Origin of the sequence: Nocardioides aromaticivorans (assembly GCF_013408525.1) — a bacterium.
Classification (GTDB): Bacteria; Actinomycetota; Actinomycetes; order Propionibacteriales; family Nocardioidaceae; genus Nocardioides; species Nocardioides aromaticivorans.
Genome location: NZ_JACBZM010000001.1, coordinates 2,096,536 through 2,116,498, shown reverse-complemented (window position 1 = coordinate 2,116,498; position 19,963 = coordinate 2,096,536). Strand labels below are relative to the sequence as shown.

21 protein-coding genes are annotated in these 19,963 nt (G+C 71.6%); 9 read left to right on the top strand and 12 right to left on the bottom strand.

Features of this window, described 5'->3' with window-relative positions; genetic code table 11:
- Nucleotides 1-15: 15 nt before the first annotated feature.
- A complete protein-coding gene (locus tag BJ993_RS09925) occupies nt 16-816 on the bottom strand; it encodes a DUF881 domain-containing protein (RefSeq protein ID WP_051932064.1) in 801 nt (266 codons plus the stop codon).
- A gap of 92 nt (nt 817-908) precedes the next feature.
- Between BJ993_RS09925 and BJ993_RS09920 the strand changes: the two genes are divergently transcribed.
- The 4 genes from BJ993_RS09920 to vanX all read left to right on the top strand — a co-directional run bounded on the left by BJ993_RS09920 (nt 909) and on the right by vanX (nt 4,144).
- Entirely contained in the window at nt 909-1,415 is a 507-nt protein-coding gene (locus BJ993_RS09920; protein ID WP_036543780.1) for a cell division protein CrgA, read from the top strand.
- A gap of 74 nt (nt 1,416-1,489) precedes the next feature.
- Complete coding sequence (locus BJ993_RS09915; protein ID WP_179648628.1) at nt 1,490-2,500, top strand: NAD(P)-dependent oxidoreductase; 1,011 nt, start codon at nt 1,490-1,492, stop codon at nt 2,498-2,500.
- Nucleotides 2,487-3,539, top strand: coding sequence for a D-alanine--D-alanine ligase family protein (locus tag BJ993_RS09910; RefSeq protein WP_179648627.1), 1,053 nt, complete (start codon nt 2,487-2,489; stop codon nt 3,537-3,539). The genes BJ993_RS09915 and BJ993_RS09910 overlap by 14 nt, the downstream gene beginning before the upstream one ends.
- A complete protein-coding gene (gene vanX / locus BJ993_RS09905; RefSeq protein WP_179648626.1) occupies nt 3,536-4,144 on the top strand; it encodes a D-Ala-D-Ala dipeptidase VanX in 609 nt (202 codons plus the stop codon). The genes BJ993_RS09910 and vanX overlap by 4 nt, the downstream gene beginning before the upstream one ends.
- 82 nt (nt 4,145-4,226) lie before the next feature.
- Here the strand turns inward: vanX and BJ993_RS09900 are convergent, their stop codons facing one another.
- From BJ993_RS09900 to BJ993_RS09885, 5 genes are all read right to left on the bottom strand, one after another.
- Entirely contained in the window at nt 4,227-5,147 is a 921-nt protein-coding gene (locus tag BJ993_RS09900) for a rhomboid family intramembrane serine protease (RefSeq protein WP_179648625.1), read from the bottom strand.
- A 25-nt stretch (nt 5,148-5,172) separates the two neighbouring features.
- On the bottom strand, nt 5,173-5,709 hold the full coding sequence (locus BJ993_RS09895) for a peptidylprolyl isomerase (protein ID WP_036543786.1): 537 nt from the start codon (nt 5,707-5,709) through the stop codon (nt 5,173-5,175).
- A gap of 265 nt (nt 5,710-5,974) precedes the next feature.
- The gene (locus BJ993_RS25805; protein WP_257026853.1) at nt 5,975-6,097 is read right to left on the bottom strand and encodes a hypothetical protein; all 123 of its coding nucleotides are present in this window, start codon (nt 6,095-6,097) and stop codon (nt 5,975-5,977) included.
- A gap of 69 nt (nt 6,098-6,166) precedes the next feature.
- A complete protein-coding gene (locus BJ993_RS09890; RefSeq protein WP_036543790.1) occupies nt 6,167-6,502 on the bottom strand; it encodes a DUF3817 domain-containing protein in 336 nt (111 codons plus the stop codon).
- A gap of 10 nt (nt 6,503-6,512) precedes the next feature.
- The gene (locus BJ993_RS09885; RefSeq protein WP_179648624.1) at nt 6,513-7,310 is read right to left on the bottom strand and encodes an SURF1 family protein; all 798 of its coding nucleotides are present in this window, start codon (nt 7,308-7,310) and stop codon (nt 6,513-6,515) included.
- 100 nt (nt 7,311-7,410) lie between these two features.
- On the opposite strand from BJ993_RS09885, the gene BJ993_RS09880 reads away from it, so the two are divergent.
- From BJ993_RS09880 to BJ993_RS09870, 3 genes are read left to right on the top strand one after another with little or no spacing between them, the layout of a single operon-like run.
- Nucleotides 7,411-8,133, top strand: a complete 723-nt coding sequence (locus tag BJ993_RS09880; RefSeq protein WP_179648623.1) for a FadR/GntR family transcriptional regulator — start codon at nt 7,411-7,413, stop codon at nt 8,131-8,133.
- Nucleotides 8,130-8,894, top strand: coding sequence for a sterol desaturase family protein (locus BJ993_RS09875; RefSeq protein WP_179648622.1), 765 nt, complete (start codon nt 8,130-8,132; stop codon nt 8,892-8,894). The genes BJ993_RS09880 and BJ993_RS09875 overlap by 4 nt, the downstream gene beginning before the upstream one ends.
- Nucleotides 8,895-8,948: 54 nt before the next feature.
- Entirely contained in the window at nt 8,949-9,722 is a 774-nt protein-coding gene (locus tag BJ993_RS09870; protein WP_179648621.1) for an MBL fold metallo-hydrolase, read from the top strand.
- Here the strand turns inward: BJ993_RS09870 and BJ993_RS09865 are convergent, their stop codons facing one another.
- The 5 genes from BJ993_RS09865 to BJ993_RS09845 form a co-directional block, all read right to left on the bottom strand.
- Nucleotides 9,723-10,700, bottom strand: a complete 978-nt coding sequence (locus tag BJ993_RS09865; RefSeq protein ID WP_179648620.1) for a hypothetical protein — start codon at nt 10,698-10,700, stop codon at nt 9,723-9,725.
- Between the two features lie 45 nt (nt 10,701-10,745).
- Complete coding sequence (locus BJ993_RS09860; protein WP_179648619.1) at nt 10,746-12,401, bottom strand: alpha/beta hydrolase; 1,656 nt, start codon at nt 12,399-12,401, stop codon at nt 10,746-10,748.
- A gap of 116 nt (nt 12,402-12,517) precedes the next feature.
- Nucleotides 12,518-13,504 carry an L-histidine N(alpha)-methyltransferase gene (gene egtD, locus BJ993_RS09855; RefSeq protein ID WP_218864660.1) on the bottom strand — a complete coding sequence of 329 codons (987 nt, stop codon included), beginning with the start codon at nt 13,502-13,504 and terminating at the stop codon, nt 12,518-12,520.
- Nucleotides 13,501-14,799: an ergothioneine biosynthesis protein EgtB gene (gene egtB / locus BJ993_RS09850; protein ID WP_179648618.1), complete on the bottom strand. Its 1,299-nt coding sequence runs from the start codon at nt 14,797-14,799 to the stop codon at nt 13,501-13,503. The genes egtD and egtB overlap by 4 nt, the downstream gene beginning before the upstream one ends.
- A 225-nt stretch (nt 14,800-15,024) precedes the next feature.
- Nucleotides 15,025-17,538, bottom strand: coding sequence for a Calx-beta domain-containing protein (locus tag BJ993_RS09845; protein ID WP_179648617.1), 2,514 nt, complete (start codon nt 17,536-17,538; stop codon nt 15,025-15,027).
- Between the two features lie 177 nt (nt 17,539-17,715).
- Between BJ993_RS09845 and BJ993_RS09840 the strand changes: the two genes are divergently transcribed.
- Complete coding sequence (locus tag BJ993_RS09840) at nt 17,716-18,348, top strand: NADPH-dependent F420 reductase (RefSeq protein ID WP_179648616.1); 633 nt, start codon at nt 17,716-17,718, stop codon at nt 18,346-18,348.
- Between the two features lie 50 nt (nt 18,349-18,398).
- On the opposite strand, the gene BJ993_RS09835 is transcribed toward BJ993_RS09840, so the two are convergent.
- A complete protein-coding gene (locus tag BJ993_RS09835; protein WP_179648615.1) occupies nt 18,399-19,361 on the bottom strand; it encodes an alpha/beta hydrolase in 963 nt (320 codons plus the stop codon).
- Between the two features lie 142 nt (nt 19,362-19,503).
- Between BJ993_RS09835 and BJ993_RS09830 the strand changes: the two genes are divergently transcribed.
- On the top strand, nt 19,504-19,950 hold the full coding sequence (locus BJ993_RS09830) for a MarR family winged helix-turn-helix transcriptional regulator (protein ID WP_179648614.1): 447 nt from the start codon (nt 19,504-19,506) through the stop codon (nt 19,948-19,950).
- Nucleotides 19,951-19,963 lie beyond the last annotated feature (13 nt).

Below are 19,963 nucleotides of genomic sequence, written 5' to 3'. Positions count from 1 at the left end.
GCCGGCTCCTGAGCGTCAGTTCCTGAGCGGGCGGGCGTACTGCAGGTCGAGCAGGCCGTCGTACGCCGGCGCCTTGACCCGCTCCTCGGCCTCCATCGACCAGCCGATGCCGATCTGGGAGTTGGCCGCGTCGGTGCGGTAGCCGCTCACCAGGCCGTCGGCGTCGATGGCCTCGAGCAGCCCGGACTGGTCGCCGACGGCCTCGATCACGAACGGCTGGGAGTAGGGGACGCCCTGCAGCTGGACGACCGGGCCACGGCACTTGATGCCGGTGGTGGAGATGACCCGCTGGCCGGCGATGGTCACCGCGCTGGCGCCGCCGGCCCACAGCGCGTTGACCACTGCCTGGATGTCCTGCTGGTGGACGACGAACCGGTTGAGCTTGAGCCGGTCCTCGGGGTCGGCCTGCTTGTTGAACTCGATGGCCTCGTCAACGAGCTCGTCGGGGGCGTCCTGCATGGTGATCCGCAGACCCTGGCCCTCCCGCGGGGTGAGCCCCGCCGGGTCGCGCAGCTCGGCGGCCTCGGCCCGCGCCAGGTTGACGCCGCGGTCGCTGACCCGGGCACCGAGCTGGTCGACCTCGTCGGTGAGCTCGTTGAGCCGGTCCTCGACGCCCTGGTAGTCGTTGGCCTCGGCCTCCACCAGACCGGCCATGTCGGTGTACCGTCCGGGGCGGAGATCGGTGCCGTCGCTGTTCGCCGCCGACACGGCGAGCAGGCTGCCGCTCAGCAGCGCGACGACCGGTGTCCCGACCCGCCAGGCCAGCGACCGGCTGGTCCGGTGGCCCGGCGGAGCGCCCGCGTGCGTACCCGTCATACTGACAGTGTCCACCCGGACCCCTGACCGCATCGCCCCGCCCCGGCAGCACAGCCGGGCAGACTGACCGAAAATGATCGAGGAGCCCTGACGTGGCCAAGCTGCCCCGCCTGTCGAAGAACAACGACGGCGACATCTTCGCTGACCCCGACCGCGGTCCGGTGATGAGCATCCGCTTCGCGATCGCGCTGGTGCTGATCCTCGGGGGCATCGGCTGGATCCTCTACTACTACTTCGGCATCCGGCCCACCGACGGCTTCGGCAGCCTCAACTCCGAGGGCAAGCCCAACCAGCCCGGCGGCCCGTCGTTCTTCGCCGACCTCGAGGGCAAGAACTACCTGATCGGCTTCATCGCGCTCTTCCTCGGCCTGGCGATCTCCGCGCACCCGAAGACCCCGCTCGGCCGCGGCCGCGGCGTCGTGGTCGGGATGCTCGGCTGCTTCCTGATCGGCCTGGTCTGGATCTGCATCTTCTACATCTTCCTCACGGGCAACGACCCGAAGGACATCCCGATCTTCAACGACCTGGGCCAGAAGAACCTCTTCGTCGGCATCGCGTTCATGGCGGTCGGCTTCACCTTCGCCACCCGCTGGGAGTGACGGCGCGCGCATATCGCGCGCGTATCGGAAAACGCATACGGGCCGGCAACGTCGTCCTGCCTTGACTGGGGCCCATGCGCTCCAGCCCCGCAGCAGACCAGCGCGCCGTCTCCCCGGCGCTCCCGACGACGATCACGATCTACGGCTGTGACCCCGACGAGGCCGCCCTGTTCCGGGCGGCCTCGTCGCGTCTCGGCATCCGCACCGCGATCAGCGCGCTGCCGGTCATGGAGGACACCGCCGAGCTCGCGCGCGGCAGCAGGTGCGTCAGCGTCGGGCACCGGTACGACGTCACCCGCACCACGCTGCGGGCGCTGCGCCGCGCGGGCGTCGAGCACCTCTCGACCCGCAGCATCGGCGACGACCACATCGACCGCGCGTACGCCGCCCGCCTCGGCATCGAGGTCGCGACCGTCCGCTACTCCCCCGACAGCGTCGCGGACTTCACCCTGATGCTGGTGCTGATGGCCCTGCGGCACGCGAAGTCGATGGTGCGCCGGGCCGACCTGCACGACTACCGGCTCGCCGACGAGCGCGGCCGGGAGCTGCGCGACCTCACGGTCGGCGTGGTCGGCACGGGCCGGATCGGCTCGGCCGTCGTCACCCGGTTGCACGCCTTCGGTGCCCGGGTCCTCACCCACGACAAGCGCCCGGGCGCCGGCCACGTGCCGCTCGACGAGCTGCTCCGCGGCAGCGACGTCGTCACCCTCCACACGCCGCTGGACCGCGACTCCCGCCACCTGCTCGACGCGGGCCGGATCGCCCGGATGAGGCCGGGCGCGGTGCTCGTCAACACCGGGCGCGGTGCGCTGGTCGACACGGCCGCCCTGGTCGCGGCGCTCGAGGACGGCCACCTGGCCGCGGCAGCGCTCGACGTCGTCGAGGGCGAGCGCGGGATCTTCTACGCCGACCACGGCACCGGCCCGCTCGACCACCCGGCCCTCGCCCGGCTGCAGGAGATGCCGAACGTGGTGATCAGCCCGCACACCGCCTTCCACACCGACCACGCGCTCGCCGACACGGTCGAGCAGACCCTCGCGACCTGCCTCGACTTCGAGCGGAGGAGCAGCCGTGGCCGGGCGTGAGGAGCGGCTCGCGGTGGGGGTCCTGTTCGGCGGGATCGGCGAGGAGCACGACGTCTCCGTGAAGTCGGCCCGGGAGGTCGCCCGCAGCCTCGACCCGGACCGCTACCGGGTGCACTGGGTCGGGATCACCCGCGACGGGCAGTGGCGCCTGTGCGACGGGCCCGACGCCGACTGGAACGGCTCCGGCGGCCGGCCGGCGTTCGTGGCGCCCGACCGCGCCGTGCACGGGCTCGTCGTACCGTCCGGGGACGGGGTGCGGACCGTCCACCTCGACCTCGTGCTGCCGGTGCTGCACGGCCGGCTCGGTGAGGACGGGGCGGTGCAGGGCCTGCTCGAGCTCGCCGGCATCCCGTACGCCGGTTGCGACGTGCCCAGTTCGGCGGCCTGCATGGACAAGGCGCTCGCGTACACGCTCGTGCGCACCGCGGGGATCGCCACCCCGGACTTCCGGGTCGTCCTCAGCGACGAGGAGCTCGACCCGGCCGAGCTCGGCTATCCCGTCTTCGTGAAGCCGGCGCGCTCCGGCTCCTCCTTCGGGGTCAGCAAGGTGACCGGTCCCGAGGAGCTCGCCGCGGCCCTCGCCACCGCCCGCGTGTACGACGCCAAGGTGCTCGTCGAGGGCGCCGTCGCCGGCAGCGAGATCGGCTGTGCGGTGCTGGGCGACGGCGCCGACCTGCTGGTGGGCGAGGTGGACCGGGTCGCCCTGTCCCACGGCTTCTTCCGGATCCACCAGGAGGCGACCCCCGAGTCCGGCTCGGAGAACGCGACCTTCGTCGTCCCCGCGGACATCCCGGCCTCCGACCGGCGCCGGGTGCAGGAGGTCGCGGTCGCGGTCTACCGCGCCCTGGGGTGCTCCGGCCTGGCCCGGGTCGACCTGTTCCTCACGCCGGGTGGCGAGGTCGTGCTCAACGAGGTCAACACGATGCCCGGCCTGACGTCGTACAGCCGGTACCCGCGGATGATGGCGGCGGCGGGCCTGCCGCTGCCGGCGGTGCTCGACCGGCTGGTCGAGCTGACCCTGGCCCGGGCGGGGCGATGAGCGCCGACTTCGTGTACGTCGACGACCTCGTGCCCGGCGTCCGCTGGGACGCGAAGTACGCGACCTGGGACAACTTCACCGGCACGCCGGTCGACGGCTACCTCGCCAACCGGATCATCGGCACCCGGGCGCTGTGCGCGGCGCTGCGGGTGGCCCGTGACGAGGCGGCGGCGCGCGGCTTCGGGCTGCTGCTGTGGGACGGCTACCGGCCGCAGCGCGCGGTGGACCGGTTCGTGGCGTGGTCGGAGCAGCCCGACGACGGCCGCACGAAGCCGCGGCACTACCCGCGCCTCGAGCGCCCGGAGATGATCGAGCTCGGGTACGTGGCCCGGCGCTCCGGCCACAGCCGCGGCAGCACCGTCGACCTGACCCTGTTCCACCTCGACACCGGCGAGCTGGCCGCGATGGGCGGCGACCACGACCTGATGGACCCGGTCTCGCACCACGGGGCCGCGGGCATCACGGCCGAGGAGGCGTGGCACCGCGACCAGCTGTGCACGGTGATGGAGGCGAGCGGCTTCGAGCGCTTCGACTGCGAGTGGTGGCACTACACGCTGCGCGACGAGCCGTACCCGGACACGTACTTCGACTTCACGGTCGCCTGAGGCCTTCTCCACAGCTTTCTCCCCAGTTGGGGAGAACTACATCGGTGTCATTCATCCACACCGGTGGATAAAGCTGGGGATATCAGGCGAGCACCACCGTGCGGGCGAGGACCGCCAGCACGATCAGGAGGGCGAAGAGACCGAGCCCCACGGCCTGCAGCGTCGCGCGCCGACTGCGCGGCGCGAACACGATCAGCGCCGTGACGGCGGCGCCGCCGGCGAGGCCGCCGAAGTGGCCCTGCCAGGAGATGTTGGAGAGCGTGAAGGTCAGCGCGACGTTGATGCCGACCCAGATCAGCAGGTCCTGCAGGTTGGAGCCGATCTTCAGGCCGATCACGACCAGGGCTCCCATCAGGCCGAAGATCGCACCGGAGGCGCCGATCGTCGTCCCCTGCTCGGCCGCGAGCCAGTAGACGGCCGCGGATCCGGCGAGGCCGCCGAGGAAGTAGATCGCGAGGAAGCGCGCGCGCCCGACGACGCGCTCGAGCTGTGGTCCCAGCACCCACAGGGCGAGCATGTTGAAGCCGATGTGCCACGGCTCGACGTGGGTGAACATGCTGGTGACCAGCTGCCAGTAGGCGCCGTCGCTGACGCCGTCGACCCACCGCGCCGACGCGCCTGCGTTGCAGGTCGCCGCGTCCGTGATGAACGGGTAGTAGCTGTCGCCCTCGCGGCACGCGCCCCGCGGGCTCAGCGCGAACCAGTCGAAGAGGGCGCTGGAGTAGCGCCCGGTCGCGGTCACCAGGATCCACACCAGGACGTTGGTCGCGATGAGGACGATCGAGGTGAGCGCCGGGTTGCTGGAGGGCGTGCCGCCGTACGCCGCGGTCGGCTGGCGCACCGACTTCTGACCCTCGGCGACGCAGGAGGGGCACTGGAAGCCCACCGCCGCCTCGCGCATGCAGTCGGGGCAGATCGGCTTCTCGCAGCGCTGGCAGCGGATCCAGGTCTCGCGGTCGGGGTGCCGGTAGCAGGTCGGCACCCCGACCGGAGGGTTGGTCATGCGCGTTGTCTTCGATCCGGTGCGGTCAGCTGATGGTGACGGACTCGATGACGACCGGCTCGACCGGCTTGTCGTTGCGGCCGGTCGGGACGGCGGCGATCGCGTCGACGACGTCGCGGCCGGCCTGGTCGGCGACCTCGCCGAAGATCGTGTGCTTGAAGTTCAGCCACGTGGTCGGGCCGACGGTGATGAAGAACTGCGAGCCGTTGGTGCCCGGGCCGGCATTGGCCATCGCGAGCAGGTAGGGCTTGTCGAAGGTGAGCTCGGGGTGCGGCTCGTCCTTGAACTGGTAGCCCGGGCCGCCCGTGCCGATGCCGTCGGGGCAGCCGCCCTGGATCATGAAGCCGGGGATGATCCGGTGGAAGGTGAGGCCGTCGTAGAACGGGCCCTCGCCGGTGGAGCCACCGCGGCGGTCGGGGGTGTAGGGGCCGTCGGCCGAGACCTCGACCGGGTTGCCGGTGGCGAGGCCGGCGAAGCTGGCGACCGTCAGCGGCGCGTGGTTCGGGAACAGGTTGATCGTGATGTCGCCCTTGTTCGTCTTCAGGACGGCCTGGTCTGCCATGGGGTGCCTCGTCTCTGGCTGGTTCGTGTCTCGCCGGTCATCGGTGGCCGGCAACGCTGACGATCCTACGAGGCGGCCATTGGGGGCGTGGACCATGCTGGGGTCGACACCGATCGAGGAGGAGACTGGGATGAGGACGTTGAAGAAGCTGCTGGTGCTGGCCGGGCTCGGCGTGGCCGTCGCCGCGATCGCGAAGAAGCTGCAGGGCGGCGGGAGCGAGCCGGTCTGGCAGTCGGCCGACGAGGCCTGAGAAGGGCGGACCAGCTCACGCGGCGGGTCGCGAGGCCACCGACTTCGCGGCCGCCGCGTGCTGCTCCAGCAGCGACCGGGCGTCGAGCACCGACAACGGCGTGTCACGGCGCAGCCGGCCGCCGCCGACCGCTTCCACAGGCCTCGGTCAGCGTGGCAGGGGCCGCCGGCGAAATTGATTGACGTCAATCAATTTCGTCGGCGGGCATCAGGCGCGGGCGAGCTCGGGGTGGTCGGCACGCAGGCGCTCGACCACCCGGTGCTCGACCCAGAAGATCAGGCCGGGGATGAGCCCGGCGATGAGCATGAGCCCCAGCTGGGGGAGGCTCCAGCGGGCCTTCTGGCTCAGCAGGAACGCCACGACGACGTACACGATGTAGACCCAGCCGTGGACGATCCAGATCAGCGTGAGGTCGTCGCCCAGCTGCTGGAGGGTGCTGCCGTCCTCGAGGAGGTACTTGCACAGGGAGCTGAGCGCGCCGACCACGAGGAGGACACCCACCACGAGCGCGAGCACGCGATAGGTGTGGAAGAGCTTGGTCACGGCTCCGAGCCTATGCCGTCGATGGGGAGACGCCCTCCGGGTCGTCCACGTCGGCGGGCTCCCCGGGCAGGGGGGCCGCCGTGGTGTCGCGCACATGGCGCCACCACAGGAAGACCGCGAACGCGGCGAACACCCACCACTCGATCGCGTAGAGGATGTTGCGCAGGCCGGTGAACCGGCTGGCCGGCGGCAGCTGGTCGAGGGTGGCGGCGTCCACGCCGGCCGCGGCGTCGGCGGCGAGCGGCTCGCGGGCGACGACATAGGCGCCGTACAGGTCCTGGCCGTCGAGGAGCTGGACCAGGTCGGCCACCCGCAGGTGGGGGATGACGCCCTGCTCGGGGTCCGTGTCGCCGTCCTCGGCCGCCTCGGTGGGCTGCAGCCAGCCGACGAGCTCGATCTCGCCCGACGGAGGCGGGGGGACGTCGTCGATCGTGGTGTCCGCGGGCACCCAGCCGCGGACCACGGGCACGGCGGGCTGGTCGGTGGCGCCGACGCTGAGCGGGGTCACCAGCCAGCGGCCGTCCTCGCCGTCGGCGCCGTCACGGCCGGAGACCAGCACCGTGCCGGCGTCGAGGAAGGTGCCGCGGACCTCGACCGGCCGGCCCAGGCCGGCGGTGGGGAACGGGTCGTCGGGGCCGAGCACGTCGGTGATCGGCACCGGGGAGGCCTCGGTCAGGTCCATCTGCTCGGCGGCGCGGCGCTCCTGCCAGGCGTCGTACTGCCACACGCCCATGCCGGCCGCGAAGGCCACGCAGACGAGCGCGAGGAGATGGGCGCCCCACAGTCGAACGCTCCACCATCGCACCACGGATTCAGGGTACGAGCGGCGTGCTGCACAGGCGTCATCGGGCCGATCAAACTGGTATGACCACTTGACCACCAAGCCGGTTCGGCCTACCGTCGTCGGCATGGCACTGCGACCCGTGACCCGCCGCTCCGTCGCCGACGAGGTCTTCGACCAGGTCCTCGACGACGTCCTCGACGGCGAGCTCGCCGTCGGCGAGCCCCTGCCCAGCGAGCGCCGGCTGGCCGAGGTGCTCGGCATCTCCCGGCCGGCCGTGCGCGAGGCGCTCCAGCGCGTCGCCCAGACCGGGCTCGTCGAGGTGCGCCACGGCGGCGCGACCACCGTCCGCGACTTCCGCCGCGCCGCCGGCCTCGACCTCCTGCCCCGACTGCTGGTCAGGGGCGGGCGCCTCGACGCCTCCATCGCGCGCAGCGTGATCGAGGCCCGCGCCGAGGTCGGCCCCGGCATCGCCGCGCTGGCCGCCGAGCGGGGCGGCCCGGCGCTCGCCACCCAGCTCGACCGGGTGATCGACGACCTGGCCGCCGCTGACGACGCCGTGCGGTGGCAGGAGCTGGCGCTCGACTACTGGGACCTGCTCGTGGACGGCGCCGACTCCCTCGTCTTCCGGCTGATGTTCAACAGCCTGCGCACCGCCTACGAGCCGGCGCTGCCCGCGTTGGCCGCCGTGCTGGCCGCCGAGGTCGGCCAGGTCGAGCCCTACCGGATGCTCGCCGCCGCGGTCCGCACCGGCGACGCCGCCACGGCCCGCGCTGCCGCGGCACGCGTGCTGACGCCGACGGCCGAGGCGCTCCTCGCCGCCTTCGACGCGATGGGCGAGGACCAGTGAGCCCCCGCGAGGTCGAGGCCTTCGCGGCCCGCAAGGTGGCCGCCGACGAGCAGCGGCTGGACGGGAAGCTGGACGGCAAGCTCGACGGGAAGTACGTCGGCGACCGGGCCGCCGGGCGTCGTACCAACCTCGCGATGGGCGAGGTCTTCGCCGAGTTCTGGCGACACCCGAGCCCCTACCTGCTGGGCACCTGCCTGGTCGCCGCACTGGTCGGCCGGGTCCTCGCCGGCGCCGGGTCGTGGTGGGAGCTGCTCGTGCCGGTCGGGCTGGTGGCGATCCTGCCGGTCGTGGAGTGGCTGGTCCACGTCTTCATCCTGCACTGGAAGCCGCGCCACGTCGGGCCGGTGAGGCTCGACCCGCTGCTCGCGCGCAAGCACCGCGCCCACCACGCCAACCCGCGCGAGATCCCGCTCGTCTTCATCCCGTGGCAGGCCCAGCTGTGGCTCGCGCCGGCGTGGACCGGGCTCGCGTGGCTGGTCACCCCGACGACGACGTCGATGTTCACGCTGCTGGTCGCCGTCTACACGATCAAGTCCGGCTACGAGTGGACGCACTACCTGCTGCACAGCGACTACCGCCCGAAGTCCGCCTGGTACCGCAAGGTCTGGCGCAACCACCGGCTGCACCACTACAAGAGCGAGCACTACTGGTTCACGGTCACCACGGCCGGTACGGCGGACCGGCTGTTCGGCACCGCCCCCGACCCGAGCACGGTGCCGACCTCGCCGACCGTGCAGCGGCTGCACGACCTGGACCTCTAGAAATCCTGCTCCGGTAGGTAGCGCGCACCGGCCCGGTCCCATCAGGATCGGGCCGTGCGCATCCACCACCTGAACTGCGCGACGATGCGGCCGCCGCTGGCCCCGCCGATGGTCGCCCACGTCCTGCTCCTCGAGCGCCCCGACGGGCTCGTCCTCGTCGACACCGGCTTCGGCACCGCCGACCTCGCCGACCGCAAGCGGCTCGGCCGGCCGTTCCTCACCATGGTCCGCCCCGCGCTCGACGCCGCGGAGACCGCCGTCGCGCAGGTCCGCGCGCTCGGGCACGACCCCGCCGAGGTCACCGACATCGTGCTGACCCACCTCGACCTCGACCACGCGGGCGGCATCGGCGACTTCCCGAACGCGCGCATCCACGTGCACGCCACCGAGCTCGGCGCAGCGAAGCGCCCGACGCTGCGGGAGAAGGCGCGCTACGTCCAGGGCCAGTGGGCGCACCACCCGCTCTGGGCCGAGCACCGCGAGGGTGGTGACGACTGGTTCGGCTTCGCCTCGGTGAAGGCGCTGGCCGACGACGTGGTCATCGTGCCGCTGCACGGCCACACCCGCGGCCACTCCGGCGTCGCGGTCAGGCGCCCGGACGGCGGCTGGCTCCTGCACGCCGGCGACGCGTTCTTCCACGGCGACCAGGTGGCCGAGCCGCCCGGCTGCCCCGCCTCGCTCGCGGCCTTCCAGCGGATGATGGCCGTCGACAACAAGGCGCGGGTCGCCAACCTGGAGCGCCTCCAGGAGCTGGCCCGCAGCCACGGCGACGAGGTCACGGTCATCTGCGCCCACGACAAGGGCCAGTACGACGCCCTGCGGGGCTGATCAGCCGAGCGAACGGCAGACGGCGAAGGGCAGCGTGCGGGCCTTCGTCAGGGCGGCGGCCGCGGGGGCGTCCGCCAGCGTGTAGCCCAGCCGGCCGCTCGACGGGTCGGCGACCCCGCGGCTCATGACCAAGCCGAAGTCCGGATCGGTCGGCGGCATCACCTCGGCCAGCCGGACCCGGTCGAAGACGTCGCCCCGGTTCGGGCCGAGCTGCACGGTCACCAGCTCGGCGCCGAGCGCGACCGAGTACGCGTCGAGCTCGTCGAGCGCACGCAGCGCCGCCTTCGGGGCATCGGCCAGCTGGGCCTCCATGCCGTCGCCGAAGACGCTGTCGAAGTCCAGGCAGGAGCGGTCGACGTACGTCGAGATGGCCTCCCGGCCGACGAGGCTCAGCAGCTCCTCGGTGGCGCCCCACGAGTCGGCGCCGTCGGGCGGCTCGGCCGAGGTGACCAGGTGGCGGTCGGCGTCGACGACCGCACCCTCGAGCGGGCCGACGCCCGCACGGACCGCGCGCTGCACGGCCGCCATCGGCACGGAGTCGTGGAAGGCGAGCACCCAGCCGGAGGCGTCGCCGGCGTAGGTCGCCTCCCACGCGACGTCGTCGCGACCGATGCCGAAGTCGGCGCGCAGCCGGGCGTCGGCGGAGGCGAGGAGACCCAGCGAGAGGGCGGCCGTGGTGGGGGCCTTGCGCCAGAAGGCGTCGCGCTCGCGCTGCGAGCTGTCGCCGTCGAGCGCGCCGTAGCCGAGCACCAGCCGCAGCTGGTCGAAGTCGGTGACCGTCAGCGAGGTGGCGTCGTCCGGCACCAGCGAGAGTACGGCGGCCGAGGGCTCCAGCGAGGCGTCGTACTCGGTCACGACGGACTGGGGAGCGGTCTCCTCCTGGTAGACCGGCTCCGGGTCGCTGCTGCACGCCGTCACCACCGCCGCGCACGCCAGCAGCGCACCCAGCCTCGATCGACTGGTCGGAGCTCCCCTCACGGCGCTGAGTCTGCCATGAGGGGAGCCCCGGAGACGTGCTCCGACTCAGCGACCGATGGTCTGCGCCTGCTGCAGCGCGTCGCGCAGCACCGCCGGCATCCGGTCCTTGACGACGTCGCCGCCGGCACTGCGCAGCCGCAGCGACGACGCGGCCTCGGGCTCCGGCGCGGGCACGGGGTCACACTGCTGGTCGCTGGTGTTGCCCGGCTTGCGCGCCGGCAGCTCACCGGTGTCGAGGTAGCTCGCGATCGTGTCGTCGGTGCACGCGATGCCCGACAGCGAGCCGGAATGGGTCGTGCCGCCGACACCCTCGATGAGGTACGACGACGGGAACGCCTGCCGGGTGGCCAGCGCGCCGGAGTAGACCGTCGCGGCGTCGTGGGTCTCGGCGATCATCAGGATCGGCGTGCTGATCCGGCGTCCGGTCACCCGGACGGCGTCGCGCGACGGGGCCGGCCAGTTGAGGCAGGGCGCGTTGTACCAGGTGTTGCCCCACGTCAGGAACGGGTGCCGCTCGTGGATCCGCCAGGCGTCGGCCTGGGTGCGCTTCCAGTTCGGCCACACCGCGTCGGTGCACTGGACGCCGTTGTAGACGGCGAAGCCGTTGTCGTCGCCGGGACCGGCATAGTTGGCGAGGATGTCGTCGCCGTCCCCGGTGGTGACCAGCTTCGCGTAGGCCTCGCCGAGGCCGACCCAGTCGTAGACGTAGTAGCCGGCGCTGAGCATCACGTCGTCGAGCTCGTCCGGGCCGAGCTTGCCGTCGGCGGCGGGGGTGCGGTCGAGCTTCGCGCGCAGGCGGTAGTAGCCGCGCTTGATCGCGCGCCAGTCGGTGCCGAGGCCGAACACGGTGTCGTGGTCGGCGAGGTACTTGAAGTAGGTGTCGAGGTTGCGGTCGAACTGGATGTCCTGGTCGAGGTTCGCCTGGTAGAAGGCGTTCTTCGCGTTGAGCACGCCGTCCCACACGAACCGGCCCACCTGCTGCGGGAACAGCGTCGCGTAGACCTGGCCGAGGTAGGTGCCGTAGGAGAAGCCGTAGTAGTTGAGCTTCTCCTGGCCGACGGCCTTGCGGAGGCTGTCGAGGTCGCGGGCGACCTCGGTCGTGTGCAGGTAGGGCAGCAGGGCGCGCGCCTCGGACCGCGAGCAGGCGCGGGCGTAGTCGCGGGTGGTCCGGCGCCACCAGCGCTTGTCCGCGGCGCGCTCGGGCACGTAGTTCGGCCGGTCGTAGCCGGCGCCGGCGTAGTCGGGATCGCAGCTCAGCGACGGCTCGCTGCTGCCGACACCGCGCGGGTCGAAGCCGTACCAGTCGTACTTGGCGCCGACGCCGTTCGGGATCGCGCCGCCGAGGATCGAGTAGATCAGGCCGGAGCCGCCGGGGCCGCCGGGGTTGACCGCGATCATGCCCTTGTAGTCGGGGTCGGTGTGCAGCTTGCGGCTGACCGCGATGTGGATCTTGGTGCTGTTCGGCCGCGCGTAGTCGAGGGGCACCTCGAGCATCGCGCACTCCGCACCCGCGGCCTTGAGTCGTGCGCTGGCGCACTCGCCCCAGGCCGGCGCCGGTGGCGTGTACGACGGCACACCGGCCTGCTTGCCGCCCGCTGCGCTGCCGTCGCGGTCACGCGCGGCTGCCGGGCTCCCGCCGGCGGGCAGCACCAGGGCTGCGGCCGCCAGTCCTGACGCCACGATCGTCAGTGCTCTCTTCACGTGTGGTCCCTCCGAGTAGTGGAACGAAGCTCGGCCCGGGTCCACCGGGCCGGATCCGACCCTGCCCTCCGGGACCTGCGCGCGTCCACCCCTTCGCGAGAGATTTTGCGGTCGGATCAGCCCTTCACCGCAAGGGTGAGCGCAAAGTCGCCCGGATCGTCGGTCCACACCCGCGCCACGGCGAGCCCGGCAGCCTCCAGCTCGGCGGCGATCCGGCTGACCCGGAACTTCGTGGAGATCTCCATCCGCAGCTCCTCGCCCACGGCGAGGTCGAGCACGACATCGGCCCCCGGGATGGTCACCCGCTGCGGCACCTCCGAGCGCAGCCGCATGTCGATCCGCTCCATGTGCGGGTCCCAGAAGGGCACGTAGGAGAAGGACGCCTGGTCGAAGTCGGCGCCCAGCTCGCGGTTGACGACGGTGAGGGAGTTGCGGATGAACGCCTCGGTGACCCCGGCGCTGTCGTCGTACGCCGCGACGAGGCGATCGGCGCTCTTGACCAGGTCGGTGCCGAGCAGCAGCGAGTCGCCCGGCTCGAGCAGGTCGGCGAGCGCGCCGAGGAAGGCCTTGCGCTCCTCGAGGTAGAGGTTGCCGATGGTGCCGCCGAGGAAGGCGACCATCCGCCGCCCGCCCTTGGGCAGGTGGGCGAGGTGGAGCGTGAAGTCGCCGACGACGCCGACGACCTCCAGGCCGGGGTAGGCGGCGGCGATCTGGTCGGCTGCCTCGCGCAGGGTGCCCTCGGAGACGTCGACCGGCGCGAACCGGGTGAGCTGGCCCTCGGCCGTGAACGCATCGAGCAGCAGCCGCGTCTTCTCGCTGGTGCCGCTGCCGAGCTCGACCAGGGTGGTCGCGCCGCTCGCGGTGACGATCTCGGCGGCGTGCTGCTCGAGGATCGAGCGCTCGGCGAGGAAGGGGTAGTACTCCGGCAGGCGGGTGATCTCATCGAAGAGCGCAGAGCCGTGGTCGTCGTAGAGCCAGCGGGGCGGGAGCGTGCGCGGGTGCTGGGAGAGGCCGCGGCGCACGTCGTCGACGAGGCTGCCCGCGGCCCAGTCGGACTCCAGCAGGACCTTCATCTGCGGCCCGTTGCCCGACGACTGGGTCATCGCGGCTCCCCTCCGTCGGCGAGGCGAAGGCCGGACAGCGCCCACCGCGCTCCCGGCGGGAAGAAGTTGCGGTAGCTCGCGCGGGCGTGGCCCGGCGGCGTCAGCGCGCAGCCGCCGCGCAGCACCATCTGGTTGGACATGAACTTGCCGTTGTACTCGCCGATCGCGCCGGCGGGCGGGTGGAAGCCGGGATAGGGCAGGTACGCCGAGGAGGACCACTCCCAGCAGTCGCCGTAGACCTGGCGCAGCCGGCCCGTGGCCTCGCCCGCCGCGCGGGGGTGGAAGGTCTCGGTGTCGGCGAGGTTGCCCACCCGCTCGGCGGTGTCGCCGTCGTCGGTGGCGGTGTCTGTGCGCACCGCGTGCTCCCACTCGGCCTCGGTCGGCAGCCGCTTGCCCGCCCAGGTCGCGAAGGCGTCGGCCTCGTAGTGGCTGACGTGGCTCACGGGCAGTCCCGGGTTGACCGGGAAGGTGCCGTGCAGCGTGTGCTCGAACCACACGCCGTCGACCTCGGTCCAGTAGAACGGCGCGGCCCAGCCGTTCGTCCGGACCTGCGCCCAGCCGTCGGAGAGCCACAGCTCCGGTCGCCGGTAGCCGCCGTCGGCCATGAACTCGAGCCACTCGCCGTTGGTGACCAGCCGGTCGGCCAGCCGGTAGGGCTCCAGCCACTGCTGGTGGAGCGGCAGCTCGTTGTCGAAGGAGAAGCCCGCGTCGCGGTGGCCGATCTCGACCAGCCCACCCGCCACGTCGACCCAGCCGAGCGCGTCCGGCTCGGCGTGGGCGGCCGGGCTGCCGGCGTACACGGGCTGGAGGGGGTTGAGGGAGAGGACGTGCTTGATGTCCATCAGGAGCAGCTCCTGGTGCTGCTGCTCGTGGTGGAAGCCGAGCTCGATCGTGCCGGCCAGCTTGTCGATCGTGCCCTGGTCGAGGCTGCCGACGAGGTCGCGGACGCGGTCGTCGACGTTGCCGCGGTAGACGCCGACGTCGTGCGCGCCCGGGCGGCTGACCACGCCGCGCTCGGCGCGGTTGTAGCGCGGCCCGACGGCCTCGTAGTAGCTGTTGAAGAGGAACCAGTACTTGTCCTGGAAGGGCTTGAACCCGGACTCGTTCTCGGCGAGCAGGAAGGTCTCGAAGAACCAGGTCACGTGCGCCCGGTGCCACTTGGTCGGGGACACGTCCGGCATCGACTGGACCGTCTGGTCCTCCGGCGAGAGCGGCTCCGCGAGCCGCTCCGTGTGCGACCTGACCTCGTCGTAACGGGTCAGGAGGGTGTCTGCGGTCCACTGCCTGGCTGTCATCCGAGCCTCCTCGTCGTCCGCGGTCGCCCCGTGCGCCCGCCGGAGACGCCTGCGTTCGACCCTAGGGCGCAGCGCCGACAACGCAAGGGGCGTGCCCTTCTGGCCATTCGGAGTTCACGTCACAACGGATGGGTACGGCGGCTCCACGACGTCGTAGCCGCGGTCTGGCCTCAGCCGGGAGGAGCTCGCGCGACCGCGCGAGCTCCTCCCGACCTCCGGCGCGGACTAGTCGTCGTTCGTGATCGTCGCCGTCCCGGTGCCGTCGCCGATCGTGCCGCCGGTGACGGCCGACAGGACGACCGAGAACAGCTCGTCCGGCTCCACCACGGTGTCGCCCTTGATGGTGACCGTGAGCGTCTTGCTGGTCTGGCCGGCCGTGAAGCTGAGGCTGGTCAGCGCCTTCGCGGTGTAGTCACCCGGCGCGATCGCGGTGCCGTCCTGGGTGGCGTACTTGAAGGCCGTCGTGCCCGCCAGGTTGCCGGAGCGGGTGACGGTGAAGGTGACGTTCTTGGTGAGGCTGTCGCCCTCGACCACGCTGACGTCGTTGATCGAGATGCTCGGCGTCGCACTCGAGTCGTCGTTGACGATCTGCCCGTAGTCGAACGGGATCGTCGCCAGGCTGCCGTTGACCGGGTTCTTGAGCACGACCTGGAAGTACTCGTCGCTCTCCGCGACGTAGTCACCCTTGATCGCCACCGTGAACGTCTTGGTGACAGCGCCGACGGGGAAGCTCATCGTCGTCACCGCCTTGGTCGTGTAGTCGGTGGTCGGCGTCGCCTGGCCGGAGAGCGCCTGGGTGTAGTACTGCACCGACCCGGCCACCGCGGTGCTGCCGCTGCGGGTGATGGTGAAGGTGAGGTTCTTCGTGCCGGCGTCGCCCTCGACGGTGCTCGCGCCGCTGATGCTGTAGACCGGCTTGCCGCCCGGGTCGTCGTTCACGAGCGTCCCGACCGCGGTGGTGTCGTAGACCTGGGCACCGACCGGGGAGAAGAGCACGACGTTGAAGGACTCGTCGTCCTCGGCCAGGAGGTCGCCCTTCGTGCTCACCACGAAGGTCCTGCTCACCTGGCCGGCCGCGAAGCTGATCGTCGTGGCCGCCTTCGCGGTGTAGTCGCCCGACGCCACGGCCGTGCCGTTCTGGGTGGCGGCCTTGACGGAGGACGTGGCGCCGACGGGGCCGGACCGGGTCAGGGTGAAGGTCATGTTCTTCGTGCCCGAGTTGCCCTCGGCGTACGACACGTCGTCGACGAGGATGACCGGCTGCGTCGGTGTGGTGATCGCGGTGAGCTGGGCGGGCTGTCCCTCACCGAGCTCGTTGACCGCCACGATCCGCAGGTTGTAGGTCTGCCCCGAGGGCAGGGCGCTGAGGGTCTCGGACGTCTGGCCGGCCGGGACGAGACGGCTGAGGGTGCCCTCCGTGTCGTAGATCCGGTAGTGGTCGAGCGGGATGTTGCCCGTGCTCGCCGGCGCGCTCCAGCTGACCTTGATGGTGCCGTAGGCGACGACGCTGGCGGACGCGCCGCCCGGGGTGCCCGGGACGCCGAGCGCGCGCACCGGAGTAGAGCTGTGGGTCGTCGTACCGTTGCCGAGCTGGCCCTGCTGGTTGAACCCGAAGCAGTCGACGCGGCCGTTCGCGAACCGCACGCAGGTGTGCGCCGTCCCGGTGCTCACCACCGGGATCTCGCCCGCGTAGGTGGGGATCGCGGTCGCGATGCTGGTGTCGCTCAGGTTCGGGACCCCGCGCTGACCCTCCTGGTTGCGACCCCAGCAGCGCACCTGGTTGGACACGCGGGAGCAGGTGTGCGCGCCGCCGGCGCTGATCGTCTGGTCGAGGGAGGGGCTGTTGGCCGTGGTGGTCGGGAAGGGCACCGAGTTGAAGCTCCCGGTCCCGAGCTGGCCGTCGCTGTTGGACCCCCAGCACTTCGAGACGCCCTCGGCGAGGGCACAGGTGTGGAGGGCGCCGGCGCTGATCGCCTCGACGTTCTGGATGCCGAGCTGCTGCGGCAGCCGCGGGCCGCTCGCGAAGCCGAGGCCCAGCTGGCCCTGGGTGTTGTTGCCCCAGCACCAGGCCTGACCGGACTGGAGGGCGGCGCAGGCGTGCTGGTTGCCGGCCGAGAGGGCACGGGCCGGTCCCGGCATGGCGACCGGCGCGGGTGACGCGACGTTGCTCAGGCCCCCGTTGCCGATCTCGCCCTCGGTCCCGCGACCCCAGCAGAACACCTGGCTCACCGTCGTCCCGCAGGTGAAGCCGGTGCCTACCGAGATGGCCGTGAACGTGAACCCGCCGTTGGGCGCGACCGGCACCGCGGAGAAGCCGTTGGGGGCGAGCCCCACGCCGAGCTGGCCGTAGTTGTCGCGACCCCAGCACCGGGCACTCCCGTCACCGAGCAGCGCGCAGGTGTGCTGGGATCCCGCGGAGACCGCCGTCACCCCCGAGAGGCCGACCACCTTCACCGGTGTCGTCGACGACGTGACGGTGCCGTTGCCGAGCTGGCCGAAGGTGTTGTCACCCCAGCACCACAGCGTGGCCGCCGTACCGACGACCGAGCAGGTGTGCCCGTCGCCCGCCGAGATCAGGGACTGCTGGGCACGGATCGAGGGACCCGCGGCCAGGCCGGCCTCGTTGGCGTCCGCGAGGGCGGGCGAGGTGGTGGCGGTGAGCGAGGCGAGCGCGAGGAGCAGCGCTCCGACGAGGGTGGCGAGGGCGCGACAGGCGCGCGTGGACAGGGAGCGGTTCACTTCGACCCCATTTCGAAGCAGTTCCAGGCGGCCCGGTCCGCTCTATCGCGGGGCAAACTACTCGTGGCCGCCCGCGGCGACAATCGTCACAACGGGGGATTGACGAACCGGTCGTCGTACGACGCGGTAGCGTCCGAACCCCGGGCCAGACCGGGCTCTCACCGACCAGGAGTCCCCATGAAGATCGCCGTCCTCGGCACGGGCATGGTCGGCCGGACCATCGCCGGCCGCCTCGACGAGCTCGGCCACGAGGTGGTCATCGGTACCCGCGACCCGGAGGCGACCCGGGCCCGCGACGACGCGCCCACCCTTCCGCTGGCGGCGGTGCCCGATGCCGTCGCCGACGCCGAGGTCGTGGTCAACGCGACCAATGGCACCGCCTCGATCGCGATGCTGTCCCTGGCCGGCGCCGAGCTGCTGGCCGGCAAGGTGTTGCTCGACATCGCGAACCCCCTCGACTTCTCGAACGGCTTCCCCCCGACCCTGCTGGTCAAGGACACCGACTCCCTCGGCGAGCAGGTCCAGCGCGCCTTCCCGGACGCGCGGGTGGTCAAGTCGCTCAACACCCTGACCACCGACCTGATGGTCCGCCCCGACCTGCTGCCCGAGGGCACCAGCGTCTTCGTCTCCGGCGACGACGCGTCGGCGAAGGCGACGGTCACCGCACTGCTCGAGGAGTTCGGCCATACCGACGTGATCGACCTCGGCGACATCACCACCGCCCGCGGCACCGAGATGATGCTGCCGGTCTGGCTGCGGCTGATGGGCGCGTTGGGGACGGCGAACTTCAACTTCAAGATCGTCCGCTGACGCAGGAGAGCCCCGGTCGGGTTGACCGGGGCTCTCCTGTGCGGGGTTGATCAGCCGGCGAAGGCACCCCGGAGCGCACCCACCGCCTGCGCGATCGCGGCCTTCGCGGCCGCGGTCTCGTGGAGGCTGTTGACCATCACGAAGTCGTGGACGATGCCGAGGTAGCGGGTCGCGGTCACGTCGACGCCGGCGCGGCGGAGGTTGGCGGCGTACGCCTCACCCTCGTCGCGCAGCACGTCGGCCTCGGCCGTGATGACCAGCGCCGGCGGGAGCCCGGCGAGGTCCTCCGTGGTGGCGCGCAGCGGGGAGGCGGTGATCTCGGCGCGCTGCGCCGGGTCGGTCGTGTACTGGTCCCAGAACCACTTCATGCCGTCGCGGGCGAGGAAGTAGCCCTCGGCGAAGTCGTGGTAGCTGGTGGTGTCGAAGTCGGCGTTGGTGACCGGGTAGAAGAGCACCTGGAAGACGAAGCTCACGTCCCCGCGCTCCTTGGCGAGCAGCGTGAGCGCGGCGCTCATGTTGCCGCCGACGGAGTCACCGGCGACCGCGATCCGGCCGCCGTCCAGCCCCTTGTCGGCGCCCTGCTTCGTGACCCACTGCGCGACGGCGTACGCCTGCTCGATCTGGTGGGGGTACTGGAACTCGGGCGCCCGGTCGTACTCCGGAAAGACCACCGCGGCCTCGGCACCGATCGCGAGGTCGCGCACCAGGCGGTCGTGGGTGTGGGCGTCACCGAACACCCAGCCCGCGCCGTGGACGTAGAGGATCACCGGCAGCGGGCCGGTCGCGCCCTGCGGCTTGACGATGCGGACCTTGACGTCGCCAGTCGGACCGCCGGGCACGTCGATCCACTCGTCGTCGACCTCCGGCTTGAAGATCGGGTCGTCCTGCACGCCATCGACGGCGGCGCGGCCGTCGGCGACGGGGAGCTGGTAGAGGAAGGGCGGCTCGCTGGTGGCTTCGACGAAGGCCTGTGCGGCGGGCTCCAGCGCGATGTTCTTGGGGTTGGCAGACATGTCAGCTGCTCCTTGGGGCTTGTCGGGGGGAACGACCAAGGCGATTACCTTGTGCGCAAGACATTACGTAACAACTACCTTGCGCGCAAGGGTTTTGCTCAAGAACCTTTCGCGCAAGGTAGTTGCGCCCTACGCTGGAGCCATGGCCAAGCCGAAGCACAGCCTCGACCTGGGCGAGCAGCTCTGCTTCTCGCTCTACACGGCGCAGCGCCTGGTCACCGCCGCCTACCGCCCGATCCTCGACGCGCTCGGCCTCACCTATTCGCAGTACGTCGCCATGCTGGCCCTCTGGGAGTCAGCGCCGATGACCATGGGCGAGCTCGGCACCCGCCTCGGCCTGGACTACGGCACGGTGACGCCTCTGGTGAAGCGGCTGGAGTCCGCCGGCCTGGTTGCCCGCACGCGCAGCACCGAGGACGAGCGGACGGTGCACGTGACCCTGACCGAAGCCGGCGTGGAGCTGCGCGCGAAGGCGGTGGGCATCCCGGACTCGATCGCTGAGGTGATGGCGCTGGAGCCGGGTGAGTTCGCGATGTTGAAGGACAGCCTAGAGCACCTGAGTGCCAACGTGGCCGACAAGATGGCGTAGGACGCCAGTCGGG